General features: G+C 53.7%; 20 protein-coding genes. 4 read left to right on the forward strand and 16 right to left on the reverse strand.

Translation table 11 applies throughout. The features are described 5' to 3' along the window. Positions 1-32 precede the first annotated feature (32 nt). Positions 33-560 (reverse strand): fimbrial protein, encoded by a 528-nt coding sequence (locus ACMYSK_RS06375; protein WP_434641128.1) that lies wholly within the window; start codon positions 558-560, stop codon positions 33-35. Between the two features lie 384 nt (positions 561-944). On the opposite strand from ACMYSK_RS06375, the gene ACMYSK_RS06380 reads away from it, so the two are divergent. Further along, positions 945-1,604, forward strand: a complete 660-nt coding sequence (locus ACMYSK_RS06380; RefSeq protein WP_434641130.1) for a helix-turn-helix domain-containing protein — start codon at positions 945-947, stop codon at positions 1,602-1,604. Between the two features lie 124 nt (positions 1,605-1,728). Continuing rightward, positions 1,729-2,373: a helix-turn-helix domain-containing protein gene (locus ACMYSK_RS06385; protein ID WP_434641132.1), complete on the forward strand. Its 645-nt coding sequence runs from the start codon at positions 1,729-1,731 to the stop codon at positions 2,371-2,373. Between the two features lie 144 nt (positions 2,374-2,517). Here ACMYSK_RS06385 and ACMYSK_RS06390 read toward each other — a convergent pair whose 3' ends face one another. The 6 genes from ACMYSK_RS06390 to ACMYSK_RS06415 form a co-directional block, all read right to left on the reverse strand. Beyond that, positions 2,518-3,396, reverse strand: a complete 879-nt coding sequence (locus ACMYSK_RS06390; protein ID WP_434641133.1) for an NAD(P)-dependent oxidoreductase — start codon at positions 3,394-3,396, stop codon at positions 2,518-2,520. Positions 3,397-3,655: 259 nt separating this feature from the next. Beyond that, positions 3,656-4,372: an ABC transporter ATP-binding protein gene (locus ACMYSK_RS06395; protein WP_434641135.1), complete on the reverse strand. Its 717-nt coding sequence runs from the start codon at positions 4,370-4,372 to the stop codon at positions 3,656-3,658. Continuing rightward, positions 4,369-5,244, reverse strand: coding sequence for an ABC transporter ATP-binding protein (locus tag ACMYSK_RS06400; protein ID WP_434641136.1), 876 nt, complete (start codon positions 5,242-5,244; stop codon positions 4,369-4,371). The genes ACMYSK_RS06395 and ACMYSK_RS06400 overlap by 4 nt, the downstream gene beginning before the upstream one ends. Continuing rightward, the gene (gene livM, locus ACMYSK_RS06405; RefSeq protein WP_434641138.1) at positions 5,241-6,527 is read right to left on the reverse strand and encodes a high-affinity branched-chain amino acid ABC transporter permease LivM; all 1,287 of its coding nucleotides are present in this window, start codon (positions 6,525-6,527) and stop codon (positions 5,241-5,243) included. The genes ACMYSK_RS06400 and livM overlap by 4 nt, the downstream gene beginning before the upstream one ends. A 10-nt stretch (positions 6,528-6,537) precedes the next feature. Then, the gene (locus ACMYSK_RS06410; RefSeq protein ID WP_434641139.1) at positions 6,538-7,452 is read right to left on the reverse strand and encodes an ABC transporter permease subunit; all 915 of its coding nucleotides are present in this window, start codon (positions 7,450-7,452) and stop codon (positions 6,538-6,540) included. A gap of 110 nt (positions 7,453-7,562) precedes the next feature. Beyond that, positions 7,563-8,621: a branched-chain amino acid ABC transporter substrate-binding protein gene (locus ACMYSK_RS06415; protein WP_434643939.1), complete on the reverse strand. Its 1,059-nt coding sequence runs from the start codon at positions 8,619-8,621 to the stop codon at positions 7,563-7,565. 563 nt (positions 8,622-9,184) lie between these two features. On the opposite strand from ACMYSK_RS06415, the gene ACMYSK_RS06420 reads away from it, so the two are divergent. Together ACMYSK_RS06420 and ACMYSK_RS06425 are read left to right on the forward strand one after the other, a co-directional pair. After that, entirely contained in the window at positions 9,185-10,180 is a 996-nt protein-coding gene (locus tag ACMYSK_RS06420) for an HAD family hydrolase (RefSeq protein WP_434643942.1), read from the forward strand. Positions 10,181-10,307: 127 nt separating this feature from the next. Continuing rightward, positions 10,308-11,714, forward strand: a complete 1,407-nt coding sequence (locus ACMYSK_RS06425; RefSeq protein ID WP_434643945.1) for a glycoside hydrolase family 10 protein — start codon at positions 10,308-10,310, stop codon at positions 11,712-11,714. Here the strand turns inward: ACMYSK_RS06425 and ACMYSK_RS06430 are convergent. The 9 genes from ACMYSK_RS06430 to ACMYSK_RS06470 form a co-directional block, all read right to left on the reverse strand. Further along, complete coding sequence (locus tag ACMYSK_RS06430) at positions 11,647-12,978, reverse strand: type II toxin-antitoxin system HipA family toxin (RefSeq protein ID WP_434641141.1); 1,332 nt, start codon at positions 12,976-12,978, stop codon at positions 11,647-11,649. The two genes, ACMYSK_RS06425 and ACMYSK_RS06430, sit on opposite strands and share 68 nt — an antisense overlap. Beyond that, complete coding sequence (gene hipB / locus ACMYSK_RS06435) at positions 12,978-13,250, reverse strand: type II toxin-antitoxin system antitoxin HipB (RefSeq protein ID WP_434641142.1); 273 nt, start codon at positions 13,248-13,250, stop codon at positions 12,978-12,980. The genes ACMYSK_RS06430 and hipB overlap by 1 nt, the downstream gene beginning before the upstream one ends. A gap of 171 nt (positions 13,251-13,421) precedes the next feature. Further along, a complete protein-coding gene (locus ACMYSK_RS06440) occupies positions 13,422-13,982 on the reverse strand; it encodes an RNA polymerase sigma factor (RefSeq protein WP_434641144.1) in 561 nt (186 codons plus the stop codon). A gap of 5 nt (positions 13,983-13,987) precedes the next feature. Next, complete coding sequence (locus ACMYSK_RS06445) at positions 13,988-14,416, reverse strand: hypothetical protein (RefSeq protein WP_434641146.1); 429 nt, start codon at positions 14,414-14,416, stop codon at positions 13,988-13,990. 154 nt (positions 14,417-14,570) lie between these two features. Then, the gene (locus ACMYSK_RS06450; protein WP_434641147.1) at positions 14,571-15,524 is read right to left on the reverse strand and encodes a hypothetical protein; all 954 of its coding nucleotides are present in this window, start codon (positions 15,522-15,524) and stop codon (positions 14,571-14,573) included. A gap of 203 nt (positions 15,525-15,727) precedes the next feature. Further along, entirely contained in the window at positions 15,728-16,360 is a 633-nt protein-coding gene (locus tag ACMYSK_RS06455) for a class I SAM-dependent DNA methyltransferase (protein ID WP_434641149.1), read from the reverse strand. 19 nt (positions 16,361-16,379) lie between these two features. Further along, the gene (locus ACMYSK_RS06460; protein WP_434641151.1) at positions 16,380-17,621 is read right to left on the reverse strand and encodes a GGDEF domain-containing protein; all 1,242 of its coding nucleotides are present in this window, start codon (positions 17,619-17,621) and stop codon (positions 16,380-16,382) included. 230 nt (positions 17,622-17,851) lie between these two features. Continuing rightward, positions 17,852-18,958, reverse strand: a complete 1,107-nt coding sequence (locus tag ACMYSK_RS06465) for a DUF4056 domain-containing protein (protein ID WP_434643948.1) — start codon at positions 18,956-18,958, stop codon at positions 17,852-17,854. A gap of 54 nt (positions 18,959-19,012) precedes the next feature. Continuing rightward, positions 19,013-19,972, reverse strand: a complete 960-nt coding sequence (locus ACMYSK_RS06470; RefSeq protein WP_434641153.1) for a hypothetical protein — start codon at positions 19,970-19,972, stop codon at positions 19,013-19,015. Positions 19,973-19,978 lie beyond the last annotated feature (6 nt).

Raw genomic sequence — 19,978 nt, forward strand, 5'->3', positions numbered from 1 at the left:
CCGGCTGTATGACTGACGGGCTAAAGGGATGCTTAGTTGTAAGTCACCGAGAAGTTAGCCGTTGCGTTAGCCGGGCCCGGTTGAACCACGGCTTGCGTGGCAACGTAACGTGCCACAAATTTCAGGGTGTTATCCTGGGTGCTAGACAGTGGATAGGCTTTGGACGCGGTGAACAGCGGCAGCACGGTATTGGCATCATCGGACAGCTGGACACCTACACCGCTCGCATTTCCCGCAGCCGGCGTCAGAGCCAGGACGCTGTTGTCACCATCAACATTCGTTCCGTCAAACTTAACCATGGCGTTATGCACGGTGTCCGGGCAGTTTTTCAGAACCAGGGTAAAATCTGTGGCCGCAGCGGTGGAACCCGCACCGGTAAATTCAGATTTTTGTACCTGGCCCAGCGTCACATTGAGGGGGGATGACGGCGTATTCACGACGTCACAACCCGCATCAATAATTTCACCGGTGAAATTAACCTGGCCACCCGCAGCGAAAGCAGATGTTGCAGACAGAACGGCAGTCACAGCAAAAGCAGCAGAGATTAAATTCTTTTTCATTTAACTATTCCTTAATTTGTATAATTAGCTTTGGGAAACCCCAGATATAGCTGTTTTCATATTATTAATTTCCATTAATAATAATGTTGATGCGTGCACTTCATTTTTGCTTAGGTACAAGGTACTGCTGGCGATATTCAGACGGGTGCTTTAATTTTGAAACGAACTCAACAGAATTCTATTTGCAATCATTATTACAACCGTTTATACCCGCCTCCTTGCTTAAATCAATTTTCGTCAAAACCCAGGTTTTACTCAAGGTTTTTCTGGGTGTAATTTTACACCGTAACATTTATTCACATCATTTCTGTTATTTACCATAATGCGCCCAGTAGTAACTCCATCAGAAATCCCGGACATTATTATATACAGGTGCATTACGTTATGACTGAACAACAAAAGCCTTTCTTTACAGAAAACTATGAGCTTGAGAACCAAAAGCCCATTTCTGACATAGACTTGTTAATGAGTCAATTCTCACCAATATCTAACAAATTAGAAACAGTTAATCGACAGATTATTAACTATCATGAGAAGGGTTTAAGGCGCTGTTTTTTATTACATAAAGGAACTGTCTCGCTCTATCGGAGTACCGACAGCATGGTATTAAATACCGAGTCAGCGCCTTATGTTTTTGGATTGAGTACCCAGTTGACTGATTCAGACTACCTTTTTATGCGCACGCATGACTCATCAGATGTCAGCTGGTTACCCATTGAAGAGGCTAACCGGATTATTGCCAGACATAATTTATGGAAAAGTTTGTCGCAGCTGCTTATTTATACCGTGACGCGCGTCTACGATCACTGTTCGAAGATCTCTTCACTGTCGTCCTATGAAATCATTCGTTATCAATTATATGAACTCATGAACGAAATGCCTGAACTGAGAAACAGCGTAACTATTGCCAATTATATTCAGTGTCGCACGTTTCTCTCCCGCAGCAGTATCATGAAAATACTTGCCCAGCTCAAAGCGGGCAATTACATTACGACGGAGCGAGGTTTACTAATCGCTATAAATAACATCCCTTTGCGCTACTAAGGTCATTCCGCATATCGCGCTTTAACATCATGATAAATGGCCATAATGTGATAAGTACGAGCTGAGGGCTTCTAACAAATTATGCTAAAATTAACAAATCTTCTGTCTGATGAAGCGCTCTCTTATGAAAATTATGCAGCCACCATCCAGCGGAGCCGAGCTCATTCAGTCGCAATCCACCCTTGATCTGATTGATAAACTCAGCCCTTTTGTTGTTTTTAACCGCGTCCCTGCCGGGCGGCGTTTTTTCTACACCGTTGAAGATGTCAGGATGTGCTATCTCATACGTAGCGGGCGAGTACGCATCCGCCGCGATGTCGATGAACTCGTTGTCGTTTCCTTACCGGTTCCTAATGTCGCGGGTATTGCGAATCTGCTGCCAGTGGAGTCCGGGTTATTTATCGAAACGATGGATGAGTGTGAGCTGGCTTGTCTGACGGTCACGCAGGCCCGCCAACTGGTAGAGCAGACCAACGCCTGGGAAGAGCTGGCTGGTCATATATCTAAAGTTGCGGCAAATTTGTTCAACCATAACGTCATCATGACGGCACCGACGGCCTACGAAATTATTCGGTTTCAGCTTCTGGCGTTGATGCAAGAGCAGAACGACATCCGCCAGGCGACAACGGCAGCAAAATATGTTCTGCAACGAACCCGGCTCTCAAGAAGTTCGGTGATGAAGATTTTGGCGCAGTTAAAGCAAGGCGGCTATATACAGCTGGAGGATGGCGTGCTGACGTCGCTTAATCATCTGCCGGCAAAATATTAACCGGCAAATCCAGACATTGAAGAAACTACCCATTACCTTATGATTTATAAAACTTTAATTTAAATAGCGCACGCTACGTGAATTCTGCGAGTTTAGCAGGACAGTTATGCGTAAGAATTCACACAGGCGCCCTGCTCTTATCGACTATTGTCCTGTCGTTGGCCTTCCCGCCAGCCAGGCATATACCGACGCCAGATCCCGATCGGCAAATCCCTCTTCAATCGCCTCATCCCAACAGTCGGCTATTTTGCTCAGGATCGGCAGTTCCGTATCTTCCGCTGCATCGAGCGCCAGTCTGGCATCTTTCAGCGCATGGCTGAGCTGCATCTGCGGAGCGAAATCGTTCTCCGCGATCATATCCAGTTTGGCTTTCACATAAGGCGCGGCCAGCGGACCGCCATCAAGCGCGCCCCAAAATTCTCCGGGCGTGAAACCCAGCTTTGCCGCCAGCAGCGTACTTTCCGCCACGCCTTCCATCATCGTAATCAGCCATGCGTTCAGTACCAGCTTCATTTTCTGGCTGTTGCCCGCCTCGCCAAACCATTGCGTACCGCGCGCAATCGCAGCGAAAACGGTCTCGGCTGGGGCACCTCGCTGACGATCCCCGCTGGCGAGGACCAGAATTTGCGCATTCTCTGCCGGCTTTTTGGTTCCTGACACCGGAGCATCGAGGTAGATCATCGCCGGGCAAAGCAGTGCCAGCAGCGCAATAGCCTCTTGTGTTTCTTCAACGCCAATCGTGCCCATCTGGCAAAATACAGCCTCTTTCTGGCAAACCGGAGCTATTTCGCGGATCGCGTTCAATGTGGCCTCACCGTCGGTCAGTACCGACAGAACCACATCCGCCGTCGCCGCAGCCTGTTGAGGAGTAGCATGGCGAATCAGCCCGCAGGCAAGCAGATCCTCACCCCGCTCGGGGGACCGGTTCCAGCCGTGAACGGTGAAGCCTTTTTTTAACAGATTGCTGGCAAAAGCATGCCCCATAGCACCCAGACCAAGAACGGCAACAGCCGGTAAGTTCATTCCATTTCTCCCGCGTTAATATTCACAGCACCTGCATAGCACCCGGCAGCGATCCGCACATGTCGATGATGTCGGTATCACCCAAACCGGGTAAAAGTTATTCAGTATGCCTGTATCCGTGGAATAAAGGCCAGCATGTTTATCGTCTTTATCCTGAAGAAATCAGTGAGTTGCCCTGGGGAGAAAAAAAACGCCGACGGTTAATCGTCGGCGAATGGCGTGATCGGTATTCATCATATTTTAGTGACAACGTCACCTTTCAGGCAACGCCAAGGTAGGCATTTCTTACATCCGGGTTGTTTAACAGTTCCCTGCCCGTGCCGGTTAACTGGATCTGGCCATTCACCATCACGTAAGCGCGATCGGACAGCTTCAGCGCATGATGCGCATTTTGCTCCACCAAAAACAGCGTCATCCCCTGCTGCGTCAGCTCACGCAGGATCTGAAATATCTGTTTAACCACCAGCGGCGCCAGCCCAAGACTCGGCTCATCCAACAGCAGAAGCTTTGGCCTGCTCATCAACGCGCGGGCAATAGCCAGCATCTGCTGTTCGCCTCCTGATAGCGTCATGGCGCGTTGTCCACGACGCTCTTCAAGCCGCGGAAACAGCTGGTACATTCGCGCTTTATCCTCATTTTGGTAGCGATTGCCCACGGGAATTGTCCCCATCAGCAGGTTTTCCTCAACCGTCATATCGGCAAAAATCCGCCGCCCTTCCGGCGCCTGGGCAATGCCATTGCTGGCGATAAAATGGGTGGACTGACGGCTGATATCCTGACCGCGATAGAGAATCTGTCCTTCGGCGATACGCGGCTGGCCAAAAATAGACATTAGCAGCGTGGATTTACCGGCACCGTTAGCGCCAATCAGCGCCACCGTCTCCCCCTCATTAACCGTTAAGGAGACCTGTTTCAGCGCCTGAATCTGGCCATAGAACACATCAACCTGGCGGAATTCCAGCAAGGGTTGGCTCATTCGGCGATCTCCTCTTCCTCTGTCCCCAGATAGGCCGCGATCACGCTGGTGTTCGACTGAATCTCTTTCGGTTCGCCCCGGGCGATCACATCGCCATGATCGAGCACGATGACGTGATCGGAAATCTCCATCACCATGCCCATATCATGTTCAATCAATAGCACCGTAATGCCATGATACTGGCGCAGGAAACGGATTATCTGGCTCAGCGCCTGAGTTTCGACCGGGTTAAGACCCGCCGCCGGCTCATCCAGACAAATCATCTCTGGCCCGGTACACATGGCGCGAGCAATCTCCAGTCGCCGCTGCTGCCCGTAGGAGAGCGTCCCCGCCAGCAGGTTGGCACACTCCTCCATCCCAACGACCTCCAGCCAGTAGAAGGCTCGATCCAGCGCCCGGTTTTCCGCCTGCCGATAGCCGCGGGTATTTAAGATCCCGGCCAGTAAATTACGATTCACCTGCATATGCTGGGCCACCAGCAGATTTTCTATCACCGACATCTCACGAAATAAGCGGATATTCTGAAAGGTTCGCGCCAGTCCCGCCCGGTTGACCAGATGCGTCCCGCCGAACATTTTGTAATAGAGTCGGGAACCCAGAGCGGTGGGATGGAAGAAATCCGCCGGTTGAATCTTTTGCCCCAGCACCTGGATCACATCGGTCATCCGCGAACGGGCATGCAGTCTTATTGCCCCACCGGTTGCACGATAAAATCCGGTCAGGCAGTTAAACACGGTGGTTTTGCCCGCGCCATTGGGGCCAATAAGTGCAGTGATCGACCCTCTTTTGACTTCAAGATTGACATCATTCAGGGCCTTAATACCGCCAAAATGCATCATCAGATGCTCAACCTGCAATATGTTGTCACTCATGGCGCCACTCCCTTACGTACCACAACCCCCGTGCGACTGGTACGCACCAGCCCACGTGGCCGCCAGATCATCATCAGCACCATCAATACGCCGAACAGCAGAACCCGATATTCGTCGAACCCCCTGAGCAGTTCCGGGGCTACCGTCAGGACAAATGCCGCCAGCACCACGCCAAGCGTTGACCCCATCCCACCCAGCACCACGATGGCCAGAATGAGCGCCGACTCAAAAAAGGTAAACGAGGTCGGGTTAACAAAACCCTGATAGGTGGCAAAAAAGACCCCGGCAATCCCTGCCGTCGATGCCCCAAGCATAAACGCCGAGAGCTTCACCAGCACATGATTCAGCCCCATCGCCCGACAGGCTATCTCATCTTCACGCAGCGCTTCCCAGGCGCGGCCAACAGGCATTCGCGTCAGTCGATGCTTAATGAACAGCACCAGCAGAACCACCAGGCACAGCACGGAATAAATAAAGATAAACTTGAGGTTGGGGTTATAGCTGATGTGCAGAAATTCGTGGATCGGCACCCCGCCGTCTTTTGCCCGGCGGCCAAACTCAAGGCCGAACAGCGTCGGCGCCGGGACGGAAACACCATTAGGCCCGCCGGTAAAGCTGACCCAGTTGTTGAGCACCAGACGAATAATTTCCCCGAACCCGAGGGTAACGATGGCAAGGTAGTCGCCATGCATACGCAGCACCGGAAAGCCCAGCAGCGCACCGGCCAGCGCCGCCATAATGGCGCCTATCGGCAGCATCGCCCAGAATCCGAGCCCCAGATACTCATAACCCAGCGCCAGCCCATAGGCACCAATGGCGTAGAAGGCCACATAGCCCAGATCGAGCAGCCCGGCCAGCCCCACCACGATGTTCAATCCCAGGCCCAGCAGGACATAAATCAGTCCGAGAATAGCGACCGTCAGCAGATATTTTGTTGCGATGACCGGGAATACAATCACCAGAACGACCAGCAGAGGAATAATCCAGCGCAGTCGCGAGCGGTAGCCGGCGGGTCTCACGTACACGCCGTCATCTGCGCCATCAAAGCGGGCAAGGAACCGGCGGCCGCTGCGACTTTCCAGCATCAGACTGAGTAGCAACCGCCCGGCCATCACCACGCCGACCAGCAGCAAAACGCGCTGCGTCGACAGATTGAAACTGTAACCTTTAAGCACAATACCCACGATCGGGCCAAATACTATCAGCGCGCACAAGCCGGCCAGGATGCTATCGATCAGGCAGCGCCTGATATCCAGCCCTGGCTTACGGGACACTTCAGCCATGTTCGACCCCTTAAACCTTGGCAACCATTGGGCGACCCAGCAGCCCTTGCGGACGGAAGATCAGGATCGCCACCAGCAGCGCGAAGGAAAAAACATCTTTATAATCCGAGTTCACCAGTCCGGCGAACTGCGCTTCGGCCACTCCCAGCAGTAAACCGCCCAGCATCGCGCCGGGCAGCGAACCGATCCCGCCCAACACCGCGGCAGTGAAGGCTTTGATGCCGATAATAAAACCGATATAGAAATCAAAAGTGCCGTAGTTCATGGTGACCAGCACGCCGGCCAGTCCGGCCATCGCTGCGCCAATGACAAACACCAACGAGATAACCCGGTCGGTATTAATCCCGAGGATCGCGGCCATTCGCCGATCCTGCTGCGTCGCCCGGCAGATTCGGCCAAGCCGGGTGTGCTGTATTAACCAGGTCAGGACAATCATGCCCACCAGCGCAGCGATAAGAATAAAGATTTTGGTCCAGGTGATCTGCACGACCCCATCGCCAACCTCAAAGCGAAGGACGCCGGAGAGCAGCGTCGGGATCCCCTGTTGATTGGGCCCCTGGCTGATTTGTACGTAGTTCTGCAGGATAAGCGACATGCCGATAGCGGAGATAAGCGGCGCCAGGCGCGTGGAGTTGCGCAGCGGTCGGTAGGCAATCCGTTCGATAGTCCAGCCGTAGACTCCGGTCACCACGATGGTAAATATCAGCGTGCCGAAGATCAGCAGAGGAAAAGAGTGGATGCCAAAATAAGAGAGCAGCGCCAGTCCGATTGCGCACAGATAGGCCGAAATCATATACACCTCGCCATGAGCGAAGTTAATCATGCCGATGATGCCGTACACCATGGTGTAGCCGATGGCGATGAGTCCGTAAACGGCCCCCAGCGTCAGCCCATTGATCAATTGTTGTAGAAAGAACGCTTCCATAGACACCATCCTGCCGGTAAACGGACAGCGAACGGCAAAGCACGCCGCACGCTGCCTTTTTCGCGAGTAACACCCTTGTCAGATACAGGGTTGGAGAGTTCAGTTAGCGCTTAAAGCTGGTGGTATTTGCCTTTGTCATCCCACTTATACACCACGTAATCCGAGACCTTCAGATCGCCTTTAGCATCCCAGGCTTTCTTGCCCATAACGGTATCGACGCTGTGCGTTTTCAGCCATTCGCTGGCTTTGGCATTATCGGTTCCAACGGCGTTATAGGCGGCAGCAATTGCCTGAATAGAAGCGTAGGCGTACAGGGTGTAGCCTTCCGGTTCAAAGCCACCGGCGCGGAATTTGGCAATAACGGCTTTCCCTTCCGCAATGGTGCGCGGATCCTGACCAAAGGTCATCAGCACGCCATTGGTAAACTGCGGGCCACCGGCGGCAGTCACCAGCTCCTCCGTCACGATACAATCGCCGGAGAAGAATTTTGCCTGTACGCCCTGTTCTCTCATCTGACGAACCAGCGGACCCGCTTCCGGGTGGCAGCCGCCGAAATAGACGACGTCAGGTTTCAGGGCGCCAATTTTTGTTACCAGCGCGTTGAAGTCCTTCTCACCGCGGGATAACCCCTCGTACAGCACTTCTTTCGTCCCGCGTTTGGCCATCGCGGCGCGCGTGGCATCCGCTAACCCCTGCCCATAGGTATCTTTATCGTGGATCACAGCGATTTTTTTCGCCTTCAGCACATCCAGCATATAGTTCGCGGCAATAGTTCCCTGCTGATCGTCGCGCCCGCACATGCGGAACATATCCTTCATGCCGCGCTCGGTGATTTGTGGGTTGGTCGAACCGGGGGTAATGGTCAGGATACCGGCCTCGTCATACACCTCAGATGCCGGCATGGTGGATGACGAACAGAAATGCCCCACTACGGCGGAGACACCGGACTCATCGACCAGACGGTTAGCCACCGCCACCGCCTGTTTGGGTTCGCAGGCATCGTCACCTTGCACCAGAACAATTTTTTCGCCTTTAATTCCTCCGGCCGCATTAATGTCCGCTACCGCCTGCGATGCCCCTTTCCAGTACTGGGCACCGTAGGTGGCATTAGGCCCGGTAAACGGTCCGGCAACGCCAATCTTCACATCCGCCTGTGCGTAAAATGCCACGCTCATACAACCCGCAATCGCAAAATGAAGAGTCAACTTTTTAAGTTTCAGGGACATTCGATATTCCTCAGCGATTTATAGCCTGGCGCCATGTTATGGCGCGGAAAATATCAATTACTGTTTGATTTGCCGAAGGCTGACAATGTGCCGTCACGGCCGGGGTGGAAGAAGCAAAAATCCCGCCAGGGAGAAACGGCGCGTCAGATCGCTTACTGATGGATGGCGATAACGGGTGATAACAACGTTATCGCCTCCGGCTGACGTGCATTTCAGTACGAGTCAGGAGGTCTGTTGCCATCACGTGGCGAGTCGGGAACTGCGGCGTCCATATCGACCAGCGAGCTAAACATAGTTGCTCTTTTCACCCGCTGCGCACTGCCCTGGTGCAAAAGTGCGAAAATGATCATGAGAGTGAATAATTTTGTTGCGGTATTGTGAACAATATAACAAGACGTGAGGGAATCGACGTGGGAACCTCCCTGCGATGCTGGCGGAAACAAGGATTCCACGCTATGCACTAATAGACCCCTCGCACAGGCTGACGCCGTCTAACAGGAAATATGATGAAGAAAAGACTGATGACCATGACGTTACTGCTGGGATGCAGTGCCGCAGTTCATGCCGAACCGCTGTCAGCCTGGAATGACACGGCCGCAAAACAGGCCATCGAGCAGTGGGTCAAAGGTGCCACGCAGCAAGGCAGCGCCACCTTCATTCCTGAAGACAAGCGCTATGTGGTATTTGATAACGACGGGACGCTGTGGCCGGAGGCCCCGCTGACCTTTCAGCTCCAGTTTGTGATTGATGAGGTTCAACGCCTGGCGCCGCAGCATCCGGAATGGAAAAAGGACCCGCTGGTTACCGCCGTGCTGAACCACGATCTCCACACGCTGGCGCAATCCGGACAGCAGGGACTGCTCAGGCTGCTGGCAATGACGCACACTAATATGAGCACCGAGGAATACAGCCACCGCGTCAGCGCCTGGCTTGACAGCCACCAGGACCGCCGCTTTAGCTGTCGTTACGATAGAATGGGCTATCAGCCGATGCGCCAGCTGCTGGATTATCTGCGTGAAAACGGGTTTAAAACCTGGATTATTTCAGGTGGCGGGATCGATTTCATGCGCGTGATGTCGCAGAAAATGTACGGTATTCCGCCCGAGCAGGTGGTGGGATCCTTTGCGCTGGGCGAATTCTCGCTCTCGAACGATGGCAGCCAGATACGTAAAACGATGAACGGGGCGTTCAACGACGATGCGGCCAATAAACCGGTGGCCATTCATCTGTTTATGGGACAGCGGCCCGTCGCGGCGTTTGGTAACAGCGATGGCGACCTGGCGATGATGCAATATACGGCTTCGAACCCCGATTACTCTACCTTCGGATTGCTGGTACATCACACGGATGCGGCTCGGGAATATGCTTACGACAGCCATCCGCCAGCCAGCGGCAAGCTGGTGAAAGGCCTCGCAGAGGCAAAAACAAAAGGCTGGACCGTAGTTGATATGCAACAGGACTGGAAAACGGTCTTCGACCCGGCGCTATGCCCGGCGAAGTGAACCATCGGGTGCCGCCCTGTCTGCGGGGCGGTGGACCCGCCGCAGATGAATACGCTCACACCAATTGACTTGCATTCGAATCGTAGGAAAATGCTTCCTCACGCAATGACCTATAACGATGACGAATATGATTTTCTGCTCTCATAACGTTCATGTAATCAAAAAAACGACGCTGTCCGCCGTGGCTGTGGCTGCCGCACTGCTGCTGGTGAGCTGTTCCAGCAAACCGCCCCGCTCTCTGGTGACCCCGCTTCCCCCGGCGCTGAAGCAACCCCATTTACCCAAAAGTCATGAGCCGGTGCGTGGTGTCTGGCTGACAACGGTCTCCCGCCTTGACTGGCCGCCTGTTGCCTCGGTAACGATTGGCGACCCTGCGGTACGCATCCGTCAGCAGCAGAAAGCGCTGACCGATAAACTGGATAAGCTGCAAAGCCTCGGTATCAATACCGTCTTCTTCCAGGTCAAACCGGATGGTACCGCCCTGTGGCCATCTAAAATTTTGCCCTGGTCCGATATGCTGACCGGCCACATTGGTCAGGACCCGGGCTACGATCCGCTCCAGTTTATGCTCGACGAGGCCCACAAACGCGGGATGCGGGTTCATGCGTGGTTCAACCCCTACCGAGTTTCCGTGAACACCCGACCGAAAACCGTCAATGAACTCAATGGAACGCTGTCGCAGATCCCGTCCAGCGTATTCGTATTGCATCGGGACTGGATCCGTACCGCCGGCGACCGTTTTGTCCTCGACCCGGGGATCCCGGAAGTCCGTGACTGGATAACCAGCATCGTCGCCGAAGTGGTGGAACACTACCCGGTTGATGGCGTGCAGTTCGATGATTACTTCTATACCGAATCGCCGGGTTCTGCCCTGAACGATAGCCAGACCTACCAGAAATATGGCCAGGGGTTTGCGTCTAAGGCGGACTGGCGTCGGCACAATACCCAGCAGCTGATCGCCCAGGTGTCACGTACGATTAAGCAGCTCAATCCCGACGTTGAATTTGGCGTCAGCCCAGCAGGCGTCTGGCGTAACCGTTCGCACGATCCGGCAGGCTCGGACACCCGTGGCGCAGCGGCCTATGATGAATCTTATGCCGATACCCGTAGCTGGGTTCAGCAAGGCCTGCTTGATTACATCGCCCCGCAGATTTACTGGCCCTTTGCCCGCGATGCGGCACGCTATGATGTGCTGGCTAAATGGTGGGCCGACGTAGTGAAGCCGACCGGTACACGGCTGTATATCGGCGTAGCGCTGTATAAAATTGGTGAACCGTCGAAGAATGAACCCGACTGGATGGTGAACGGCGGCGTCCCGGAGCTGAAAAAGCAGCTTGATTTGAACGAGTCAATGCCACAAATCCAGGGCACCATCCTGTTCAGAGAAAACTACCTCAACCAGCCGCAGACTCAGCAGGCGGTCAACTACCTGAAAAGCCGCTGGGGCAGTCACGCCGTATCGGGGTTTAGCCCCACGCAGACGCCGCCATTGCGCTCTGCAAGCGTGAATGGAACCGTAGTAAGTGAGCCGTAATCGCCTCATACACCGGTTGTGAGAAATCATGCGGTAAAGAGTCCTTTACCGCATCGATGGCGTGCGGGACGTTATCGGCAAAATAGCGCAGAATGTCCAGCATCTGCTCCTGAGCAAACCCGACCTCTTTGGCCGTCGTGAGAAAGTGACGTGGGTAGATCGTCTGAATCTCCGTTTTGCGCCCTTTACTGGCCTTCAGGCTCATTGAGAGCTTGAGGTCGCTCAGATGCAGACCCGTTCCGCCGAGCAGCGGAAAGGCGGAGATAATGTCGTAGAACGGGGTTAAGCGGAAGCTGCCCCCCGGCTGCAGGAAAATCGAGAAGTTCTTGGCATGGCCATCTGTTGCGCCAATCATCCACTGGAATACCATAAACTTCATAAAGTTATAGCGATCCTGTAGCGCCTCGCTGGATCCGCCCAAAAATGCCATGATCGCCCGAATTCCCGGGCCGCCATCTGACTCATATTTAATGGACGACGGAATACCAAACGCCTGACACAGGTCTTCCTGCGGTAAACGCAGCAGTACCGTTTTTTCCTGCGCCCAACGGCGGTCAAAACGCTCAACGGCCAGCGCTCTGATGCTGGCGGTCTGGATGATTCTGGCCTGCGGAACGGCAAAACCCAGCGCCCGGGCCAGGGCTAAACACAGATATTCGTTATCCACGCTTTCGCTAAGATCCAGCACCGCATCCGGCTGTTTTATCTCACCAATGGGGAGCTTAATGATATGCGTGGTTGGCGTGGTGCCGGTAGGAACACACCACCGTTCGCCGATTTTCAGCAATGCGGTTTTTTCCTGGGCGCCGGCGACCGAGATCCTGAAGTCATCATGTTCATTGACCATACCGAGTGGAATATCCGACTGGTAGGCCGTCAGCAGTGCGTCGAGGGCGCGGTTATCCAACGGCTCCCAGCTCAGCGCCCTCCGGGCGGCATTCTCTCCCGGCGGGAGTAATGTCACCGCACCGACGCTGTCCCGCCCGATTTCAGCCAGCAGATCAAACGGCTGCTTTGAACGGGCCTGGTAACGCTTAACAATGCGATCCCGCACCCGCGGGCTGTCCGGCAGCAGGTTATCGAAATAGTTAAACACCGCATCGTCGGTGATATTACCGTACTGCAGCGGGAGCGACAGAGAGAGCGGTCTGGCGCGAGGATTGCGCATCCATGCCTCTTCATAACGAAAGAGATGTGCACCGTTCGCCAGCTTGATCAGTTCGCCAACCCGCTCATTGTTCATCCACGTCACGAGTGTCGCCATTACCAGTCCAGATCCTGTGGGCTCTCATTTTTATCGTCGGTTTCTGGCGCATTTTTTTCGCAAACAACCATCGACAGCTCAAGCGATTGTAAAATTTTGAACACCGTCGTTAACGTCGTTTTCTCGGGATGATTTTCAAAGTTAGAGATAGTAGCCTGTTTGATACCCATGCGCTGCGCGAGGTCGCTTTGCGTCCACTGGTTTTTCTGCCGTACCAGTCTGAGATAGTTTGCCAGCTGAACCGGGCTGTATATCATCGGTGAAGGGCTCATATTGCCTCCTTATCCTTTTGTGCGGATAAATCATTGTTTATACCCTACCAGGGATAAAGTCAACGCCTTCATTAATATCCCCACTGAGGGATAAATATAAAAATATCCCCATTTGGGGATATTTAAGTGCCGATGTGATAGCGGAAATCGCGCGGTAGCCAGGTGACAAGTTCAGCCGCCAACCAGCTCATCGTAGAAGATGCGCAGCCGCGTACGAAGATAGAGTACGGCTTTATGTTTACGGGAGAGCAGCGCCTGCTCGCTGACACCGCTTTGTTGCGCCAGCTCCTTATAGCTGTATCCCTGCAGCTCGGTCTGCTCAAATACCTCACGTTGAGCGGGCGGCAGTTCGGACAGTGCCTGGTAAAGTGCATCCCAGAGCAGCGCCTTCAGATACTCCTCCTCCGGCGTTTGCGGCACGCCAAACAATGTCTGCGAAATTTCATCTTCGGGCAGGCCGTCGTCGCCCTCCCCGCTAACGTAGCCCGAAAGCGGCAGCTCGCGCTTTTTACGCGCCCGGTCGGTCATTTCGTTACGCGCGGCGCGAAACAGCCAGGCGGCCACGTTCTCTACCGGCTGCTCTACTTTCATCAGCTGATAAGTGACCTCCTGGAGGATGTCATCGGCATCGTCGCGGATCGGGGTTCGGCCGCGAATAAACGCTTTCAGTCGCGACCGGCAGGCGGTGATTGCCGATACCAGCAGCGACTCTCTGGCCATCCCTGTTTTCATTTGACTCACTCGTCTGCGGTCGTTTTTGGCGCATCATCCTGCGGCGGCGTTTTCTCATTGCGCCGTTCGCGCCAGCCGCAAGGCCCGCGAGGGTCACGTGGATCGCGATGCTGGAAGCGCTGAATAAACTCTTCGCGCTGTTCCGGGCTCATGCTCATCCAGCGTTCGTGCATCCGCCGACGTGCCATCCCGAACATGCCGGGACGAAAACCCAGGCCACCAAAGAGAATACGCGAGAGCGCCAGAATCCCTAACGCCTGCCAGAAACCGATGCTTTTGACGCCAAGAATGGCCGGCAGCAGCGCATTCCACAGTGACATCACCAGAAGACCGAGGATCGCGACCAGCGCTACGCCGAGAATCAGCGGCTTAGCCATTCGATGGCGACCAAACCCGCGTTCGTGCGGATATCCGTGCATACCAAAACCTCTCATGATCATGACCTCATTAACGTAGTGAAGAGTAAGCTTGTGGTGAGGTAGACGAATGAGCGGTGGAAATATTGCTCAAAAAATTAAAAAAAATGGCATAGAGGGTGAACGGATGGCAGGGAGTCTGATATCACGCGGCGTAGAAGTGGGCCGGCAGTTAAAAACTCATCGCTAAACCGATGCCGTAACCCCGGGTATTATCCCCGAACATATATCGGGCAACGAGACGAGTGCGACTGATAAACACGGGATATTGACTGCTGTCGAGCTCCAGCCCGACGCCAAGCGAACTCAGGCCATTAAACCCGAGCTGCCCGCGCTGATCGCCCAGGTATTCGGTATGTGCGCCTTCGAGAACGTAGCGCACCGGGCTTTTCAGCAGCGTCCAGTCAGAAATGGGCGCCCGCCGGCGCAGATACAGCCCGACGTTTTCTGCGCTGGACTGTCCACTGACGGCATCCGGCGTATTGCCGAAGGTTTGCAGGCTCATGCCGGAATACCGCAATTCAACATCGACATCCTGTTCTTTGGAAAAGAGTTCATAATCCAGCATCAGCGACCCGCCGAGGCCGTAAGCATTGAGCCGCCCGCCGTCGAGAAACTTAAAATCCGCATTTCGACGCTGCTCAACCAGCCAACTGCCAATACGCACATCGCTGGCCATGGTTCCCAGCATAAAGTTAAATATGGGCCGCAGGACCAGCGTGCCGCCCCATTTATCGGTATGTAGCGTGAAATCCCAGCCGATGCCGCCGGTGCCGGTCAGACTGTTCCACTTCGCCGGAACATTGCGGCTTTCATTCCCGTTGCTCAGCACAAACTGCGGGTCGTAGCGGCTGTAGCCCAGGGTGCCTTCTAAATAGACAGGATAGCGCTTGCTGAGGGTCGCTCCGCCGCCAAACTGGGTAATCGACAGCTGGTTCTGCTCATTAGTGCCGGAACCAATATTAAGATCGCTGGCGGTGACATCGGGCACCACGGTGTAGCTCATCAGCATCAGCACGGCATCGGCGCGCTGTTTTAAATGGCTGCCGTCAAGCGCAAAACAGGCCGGAGAGACCAGTAAAAAGGCAGCAGACAGAGTGAAGGCACGCGGCAAAGAAACCATCATTTCTTATTTGAAACCTCACCCGAAGAACAAAGGGTTATCCGCTACGTCAGAGCTGACTCTTGAGTCCTGGCCCGATGAATAAACAGCGGATCATTATAATAATTCAGTATAGCGGCAGTTTTGTATTCGCCATCGTGACAAACTCGTCAGGTAGACAAAATTTCCTGTCCGCCCCTTTGTCGCAGGAGCGGTCATGATGCGGGTCACGCGCTTTTCACCGCCAGCCAGATCGTGCGCCCGCCGCACTGCGGATCGTTGACAACGTGCTTTAGCAGCGAAAAACCGTGGCTTTCCAGCAGTCGACGATATTCCTGCGGGGCCAGGCTGGCATGATACAGGTCATGCCCCTCAAACTGCCCGATAGCTTCGCCGTCGCTGGGGCCGCTGGTAAACATCAGCGGCGCATTCGTACGGGCATGCGCCGCAAAATGGGCAAACATATTACGCTGGGCATCGCGGGTGAGATGAAAGAAACTGTCCCACGCCAGCAGCCCGTCAAACTGCTGTCCCAGCGCCAGAGTACGCATATCCGCCACTGCCCACTGCTGATCCGCGAAGCTACGGCGGCAGCGGGCAATCATCGCCGGGGACGCGTCTACGCCGGTCACCTGAAATTTTTGTCGAATAAAATAGGCGGCGACAGGCGTCCCGTTGCCACAGCCGATATCCAGAATATGGCCACCGGGCCTGATCAGGTTAAGAAACGTATCCAGCCAGGGTTGCTCAAACAACCGGGTTGAACGTAGCTCTGCCCAGCGCTGTGCATAGCGCTCATACAACGCGACGATATTCTCAGCACAAGGATCGTCCGCGCAAGGTATACCATCGGTTGACATGCGTTCTCTCTTCAGATGTTTAATATTTTTCGACCAGATACAGCTTCACTTTATTACGCCCTTCTTTCTTCGCCGCATACAGCGCTTTATCCACGCGATTAAACAGCTGGTCTATCTCTTCGTCATGTTGATGCTCGGCCACGCCAATACTCACCGTCACTGCGCTCGCGTGTTCAGGGATGTGAAAACAGCTTACTGCATGGCGGATCTCTTCCGCCATCTCCAGCGCCATAGCGATGGATGCGTTGGGGAGAAATAACAAAAACTCTTCGCCCCCCCAGCGATAAATCTTGTCCTGACCTTTTCCGGCGGACTCCAGTATTCGGGAAATCGCCAGCAGAACCTCGTCGCCTTTTTGATGACCGTAGCTATCATTAATGGCTTTGAAATTATCGACATCAACCAGCAGCAGGCAGAAACCTTCAGGGCGAAATAACGAAGAGTCAACGATACGATAAAACTCACGACGGTTAAGTAACCCGGTTAAAGGATCATGAGTCGCCGCAAACTCCAGTTCTTTCTTTAAATGCACCTCTTCGGTAATGTCATGAATAATGCACAGCATTAAGCGTATATTGTGCAGCACCACCGGGCCGGCATAGGTCTGAACATAGCGCAGTGAACCGTCCGACAAAATATGGGTAAAATTAAGCGGTTTGTGCCCCCCGGGCAGGCCGGCTACGCCGTGCATCACCGGAAGTACGTCCCGTCCCAGAGTATTGATCTGCCAGGTATGGCGGGTGCGCATCTCATCTGCCGTGTAGTTATAAAAACGCAGTGCCGCAATATTGGCATCAATAATTCGCCCATCCTGCTCAGGGTCAATTAACAGCATCGGGGCGGAACTGGTCATAAAAAACCGCGAGAAGAAGCCATTGCTTCTTCGCTTGTATTGTCGTGCAGGGAGGGCTTTAAACGATCCATTTTGCTGTAGGATTTTTACCGCTTCAAAAAGAATTAAGGTGTCATATTCTTCTGATTTAATCAGCGTCGTTTTGCAATATACCGGAGTAAGGCCTTCCGTCGTTTTAATTGTCCAAACTTCGAATACTTCAGCAATATTTTTGAAGTAGTACAAATAATTCTGCAGGCTACGTTCCGGACAGGTTGAAAGCGTACCTTTGCGCATTTCATCCAGCGTTAAATCACCGCCGAGGGTTCTGGATGCCTGATTGGAATAGACGACCGCTTCTTTAAAAGGATGAACCACCCAGACCGGGGTGCTTAATAAATCAAAAATCGTTAACTCTTTTAATAACATGCAGCCCTCCAGCAAACAGGCACCACGTTTCTGAAACACAACCTCATAGCCAATACCGCCCAGCAGCGTGAGCTAAGGAGATGATTCAGGGAATTCAGACGCGTGATGATGACGCCGCAAGTATAGTTCTTTTTCGTCGCTGTGCTCTGTGCGCCTGGAAAGCAAAACGGGGCTGCCAATGCACAGGCCGGGTGCTTTCCAGGCGTTTTCTATTCTGGTCACTCCGGCATTTATTTCTCTATCCGCTCAAGCTGCGTTTTATCCGCCAGTTCAGCACGGTCAGCAAGCCCCTGGAACTGTGCAGGCGTATAAAAGGTGTCCGGTACCGGCAGCATCTGCATGTCGTGCCCCGGGTGAATTTGCAGCTGCCCAAGCTCTGCCAGCGTATACCCGTCGACCGTCTTCGGCATGGTTAACCGATACGGTGTCGCGGTCTCGAACGGTACCGGCGTCGGCAGCCGATCGTCGCTCAAATCGTAGTTGCGTTTAAGTACCAGAAACTTATCCGGCACCCGGCGGTGGCTGTTCCACCAGTCGCCATCCAGCCGGCGGAACATACTCTCCGTTTCACTACGTGGCGCCACCATCAGCTTAACCAGCACCTTTTTCAGTGCCGCTTCCATCGCCTGATTATAATCATCAACCGAACCGGCATGGCCGCGTAAAATCACGCTAATTGCCAGCCGTGCGCCCAGCAGATTCGAATAGAGATCTTCCGGAGAAAATGCGGATATTTCTTCTGAAAACCCCGGGACCGACTGGAAACCATGCCACTGCGCAATCTCATGCCATTGCGCAAGCTCATAGGCCAGACGCCCTGCCAGCCAGGCGGCAATCTCATAGCGACGGGACATAGAGGCCGGCGGCATAAACGCATTCAGCTGAATACGCCGGACACCCAACTCCTCGCTATAGAAAATGCGCCCCTCTCGCCCGAGCTCAGGGTAAATACGGGTAAACAGATAAAACGTGTTGTCCGCGGTATCGCGAACGTGTGCAATATCGATAAACCCGCCGCGGCGGGTATAAATCAGCCCGTTCTTCTCTTCGCTCAGGCCCACCAGGTTTTTAACCGCCCCCAGCGCGCTGTCGTTGTAATGATGCTTCCCCAGCGTATCGAGGGTCAGGACATTGCCAATTTGATAGACCGGGATTGGCACCCCAATGGCTCTGACGTGCAGGTCATAACCGAAGGCGCAGCACGGGCGCAGCGATTCCGGTGGCGCCAGCTGGCTGACCACCGATTTCACCCGGGGAACCGGGACGGTTGGCAATACCGGATCCTTCGCGCACACCGAGAACGCGGCCGCCAACAAAAACAACAAGCCATTACGCATTAACATCGTCTCCAGGACATAAAGCTGAGGCCTCACAGGCGGCATCTTGCGAGGTTAAAAACGGTATTCGCCGGCGACAAAGAAGCTATTACGTTCGTTAAAACCAAACTCTGTTAAGACGTTAAAGTTCTGCGTAATTTCGTATTGCGCACCCACCAGCATATTCCACGGCGACGAGAGCCGCTGTTTCACATCGAACTTGCCCTGATCATCTTTATTGACCGCAGCGATTAACGGCTGGAGCTCCGGCGGCATATGCAGGTCGGAGAGATTGCCTTTGAACTCCTGCTGCACGTTCTGGTACATACTTCCGACCCAGATACTTAAGTTTGACGGGCCCGCAATACCTTGCAAATTAAAGCGATAGCCGATTCGCGGCGAGATGGTCGTCGCGGAAATTTTACCATCAAGAATATCGAAGTCGGTGCGGGTATAGTTGGTATCAACCAGACCAAACCAGTTGCCATAGCCACCGGCGAGCGTAAACCCGGTGCCCCAGGTGGTTCCTTTGAAGTCCAGAGCAAAATCAATATCCTGCAGCTGCCCGTTCTCATGGAGCCGGTGTACGGATCCGGCAATAATTCGGTCGATCCCGGTATATTTTGACGGATCGGCATCAACGGAGACTTTTGATAAGGACGATCCGCTGGTATGCCCGGCAATACCGTAGATATTTAAAAAAGGGAACACCCACATATCAAGACGCAGGTTCTCAGTTTTACTTTTCTGTCGCGTGTGCCCCGCATCGATGGCGAACATATCGCTCGGAATCGGGTGATTGCCCAGCTTCAGCCCGGAAAAATAGATACTGTCGACCAGAATATCCTGGCGGATATTCATGTAGCTTAAATTGACCCCAAACGGCAGCGGGATGGAATATCCGCGCGCCCGTGCTTCATCACCCCAGATCGGAAAATAGCTGTCATTGCTGCTGTCGGAACTGTCGGTTGTGCTGGCCCCCCAGGCGGTACCCGACGTTAACAACAACATAATTACGGTTTTAGTCCATCTCATTTTTTT

The organism is Klebsiella sp. I138 (genome assembly GCF_051131765.1).
Lineage (GTDB): Bacteria > Pseudomonadota > Gammaproteobacteria > Enterobacterales > Enterobacteriaceae > Klebsiella.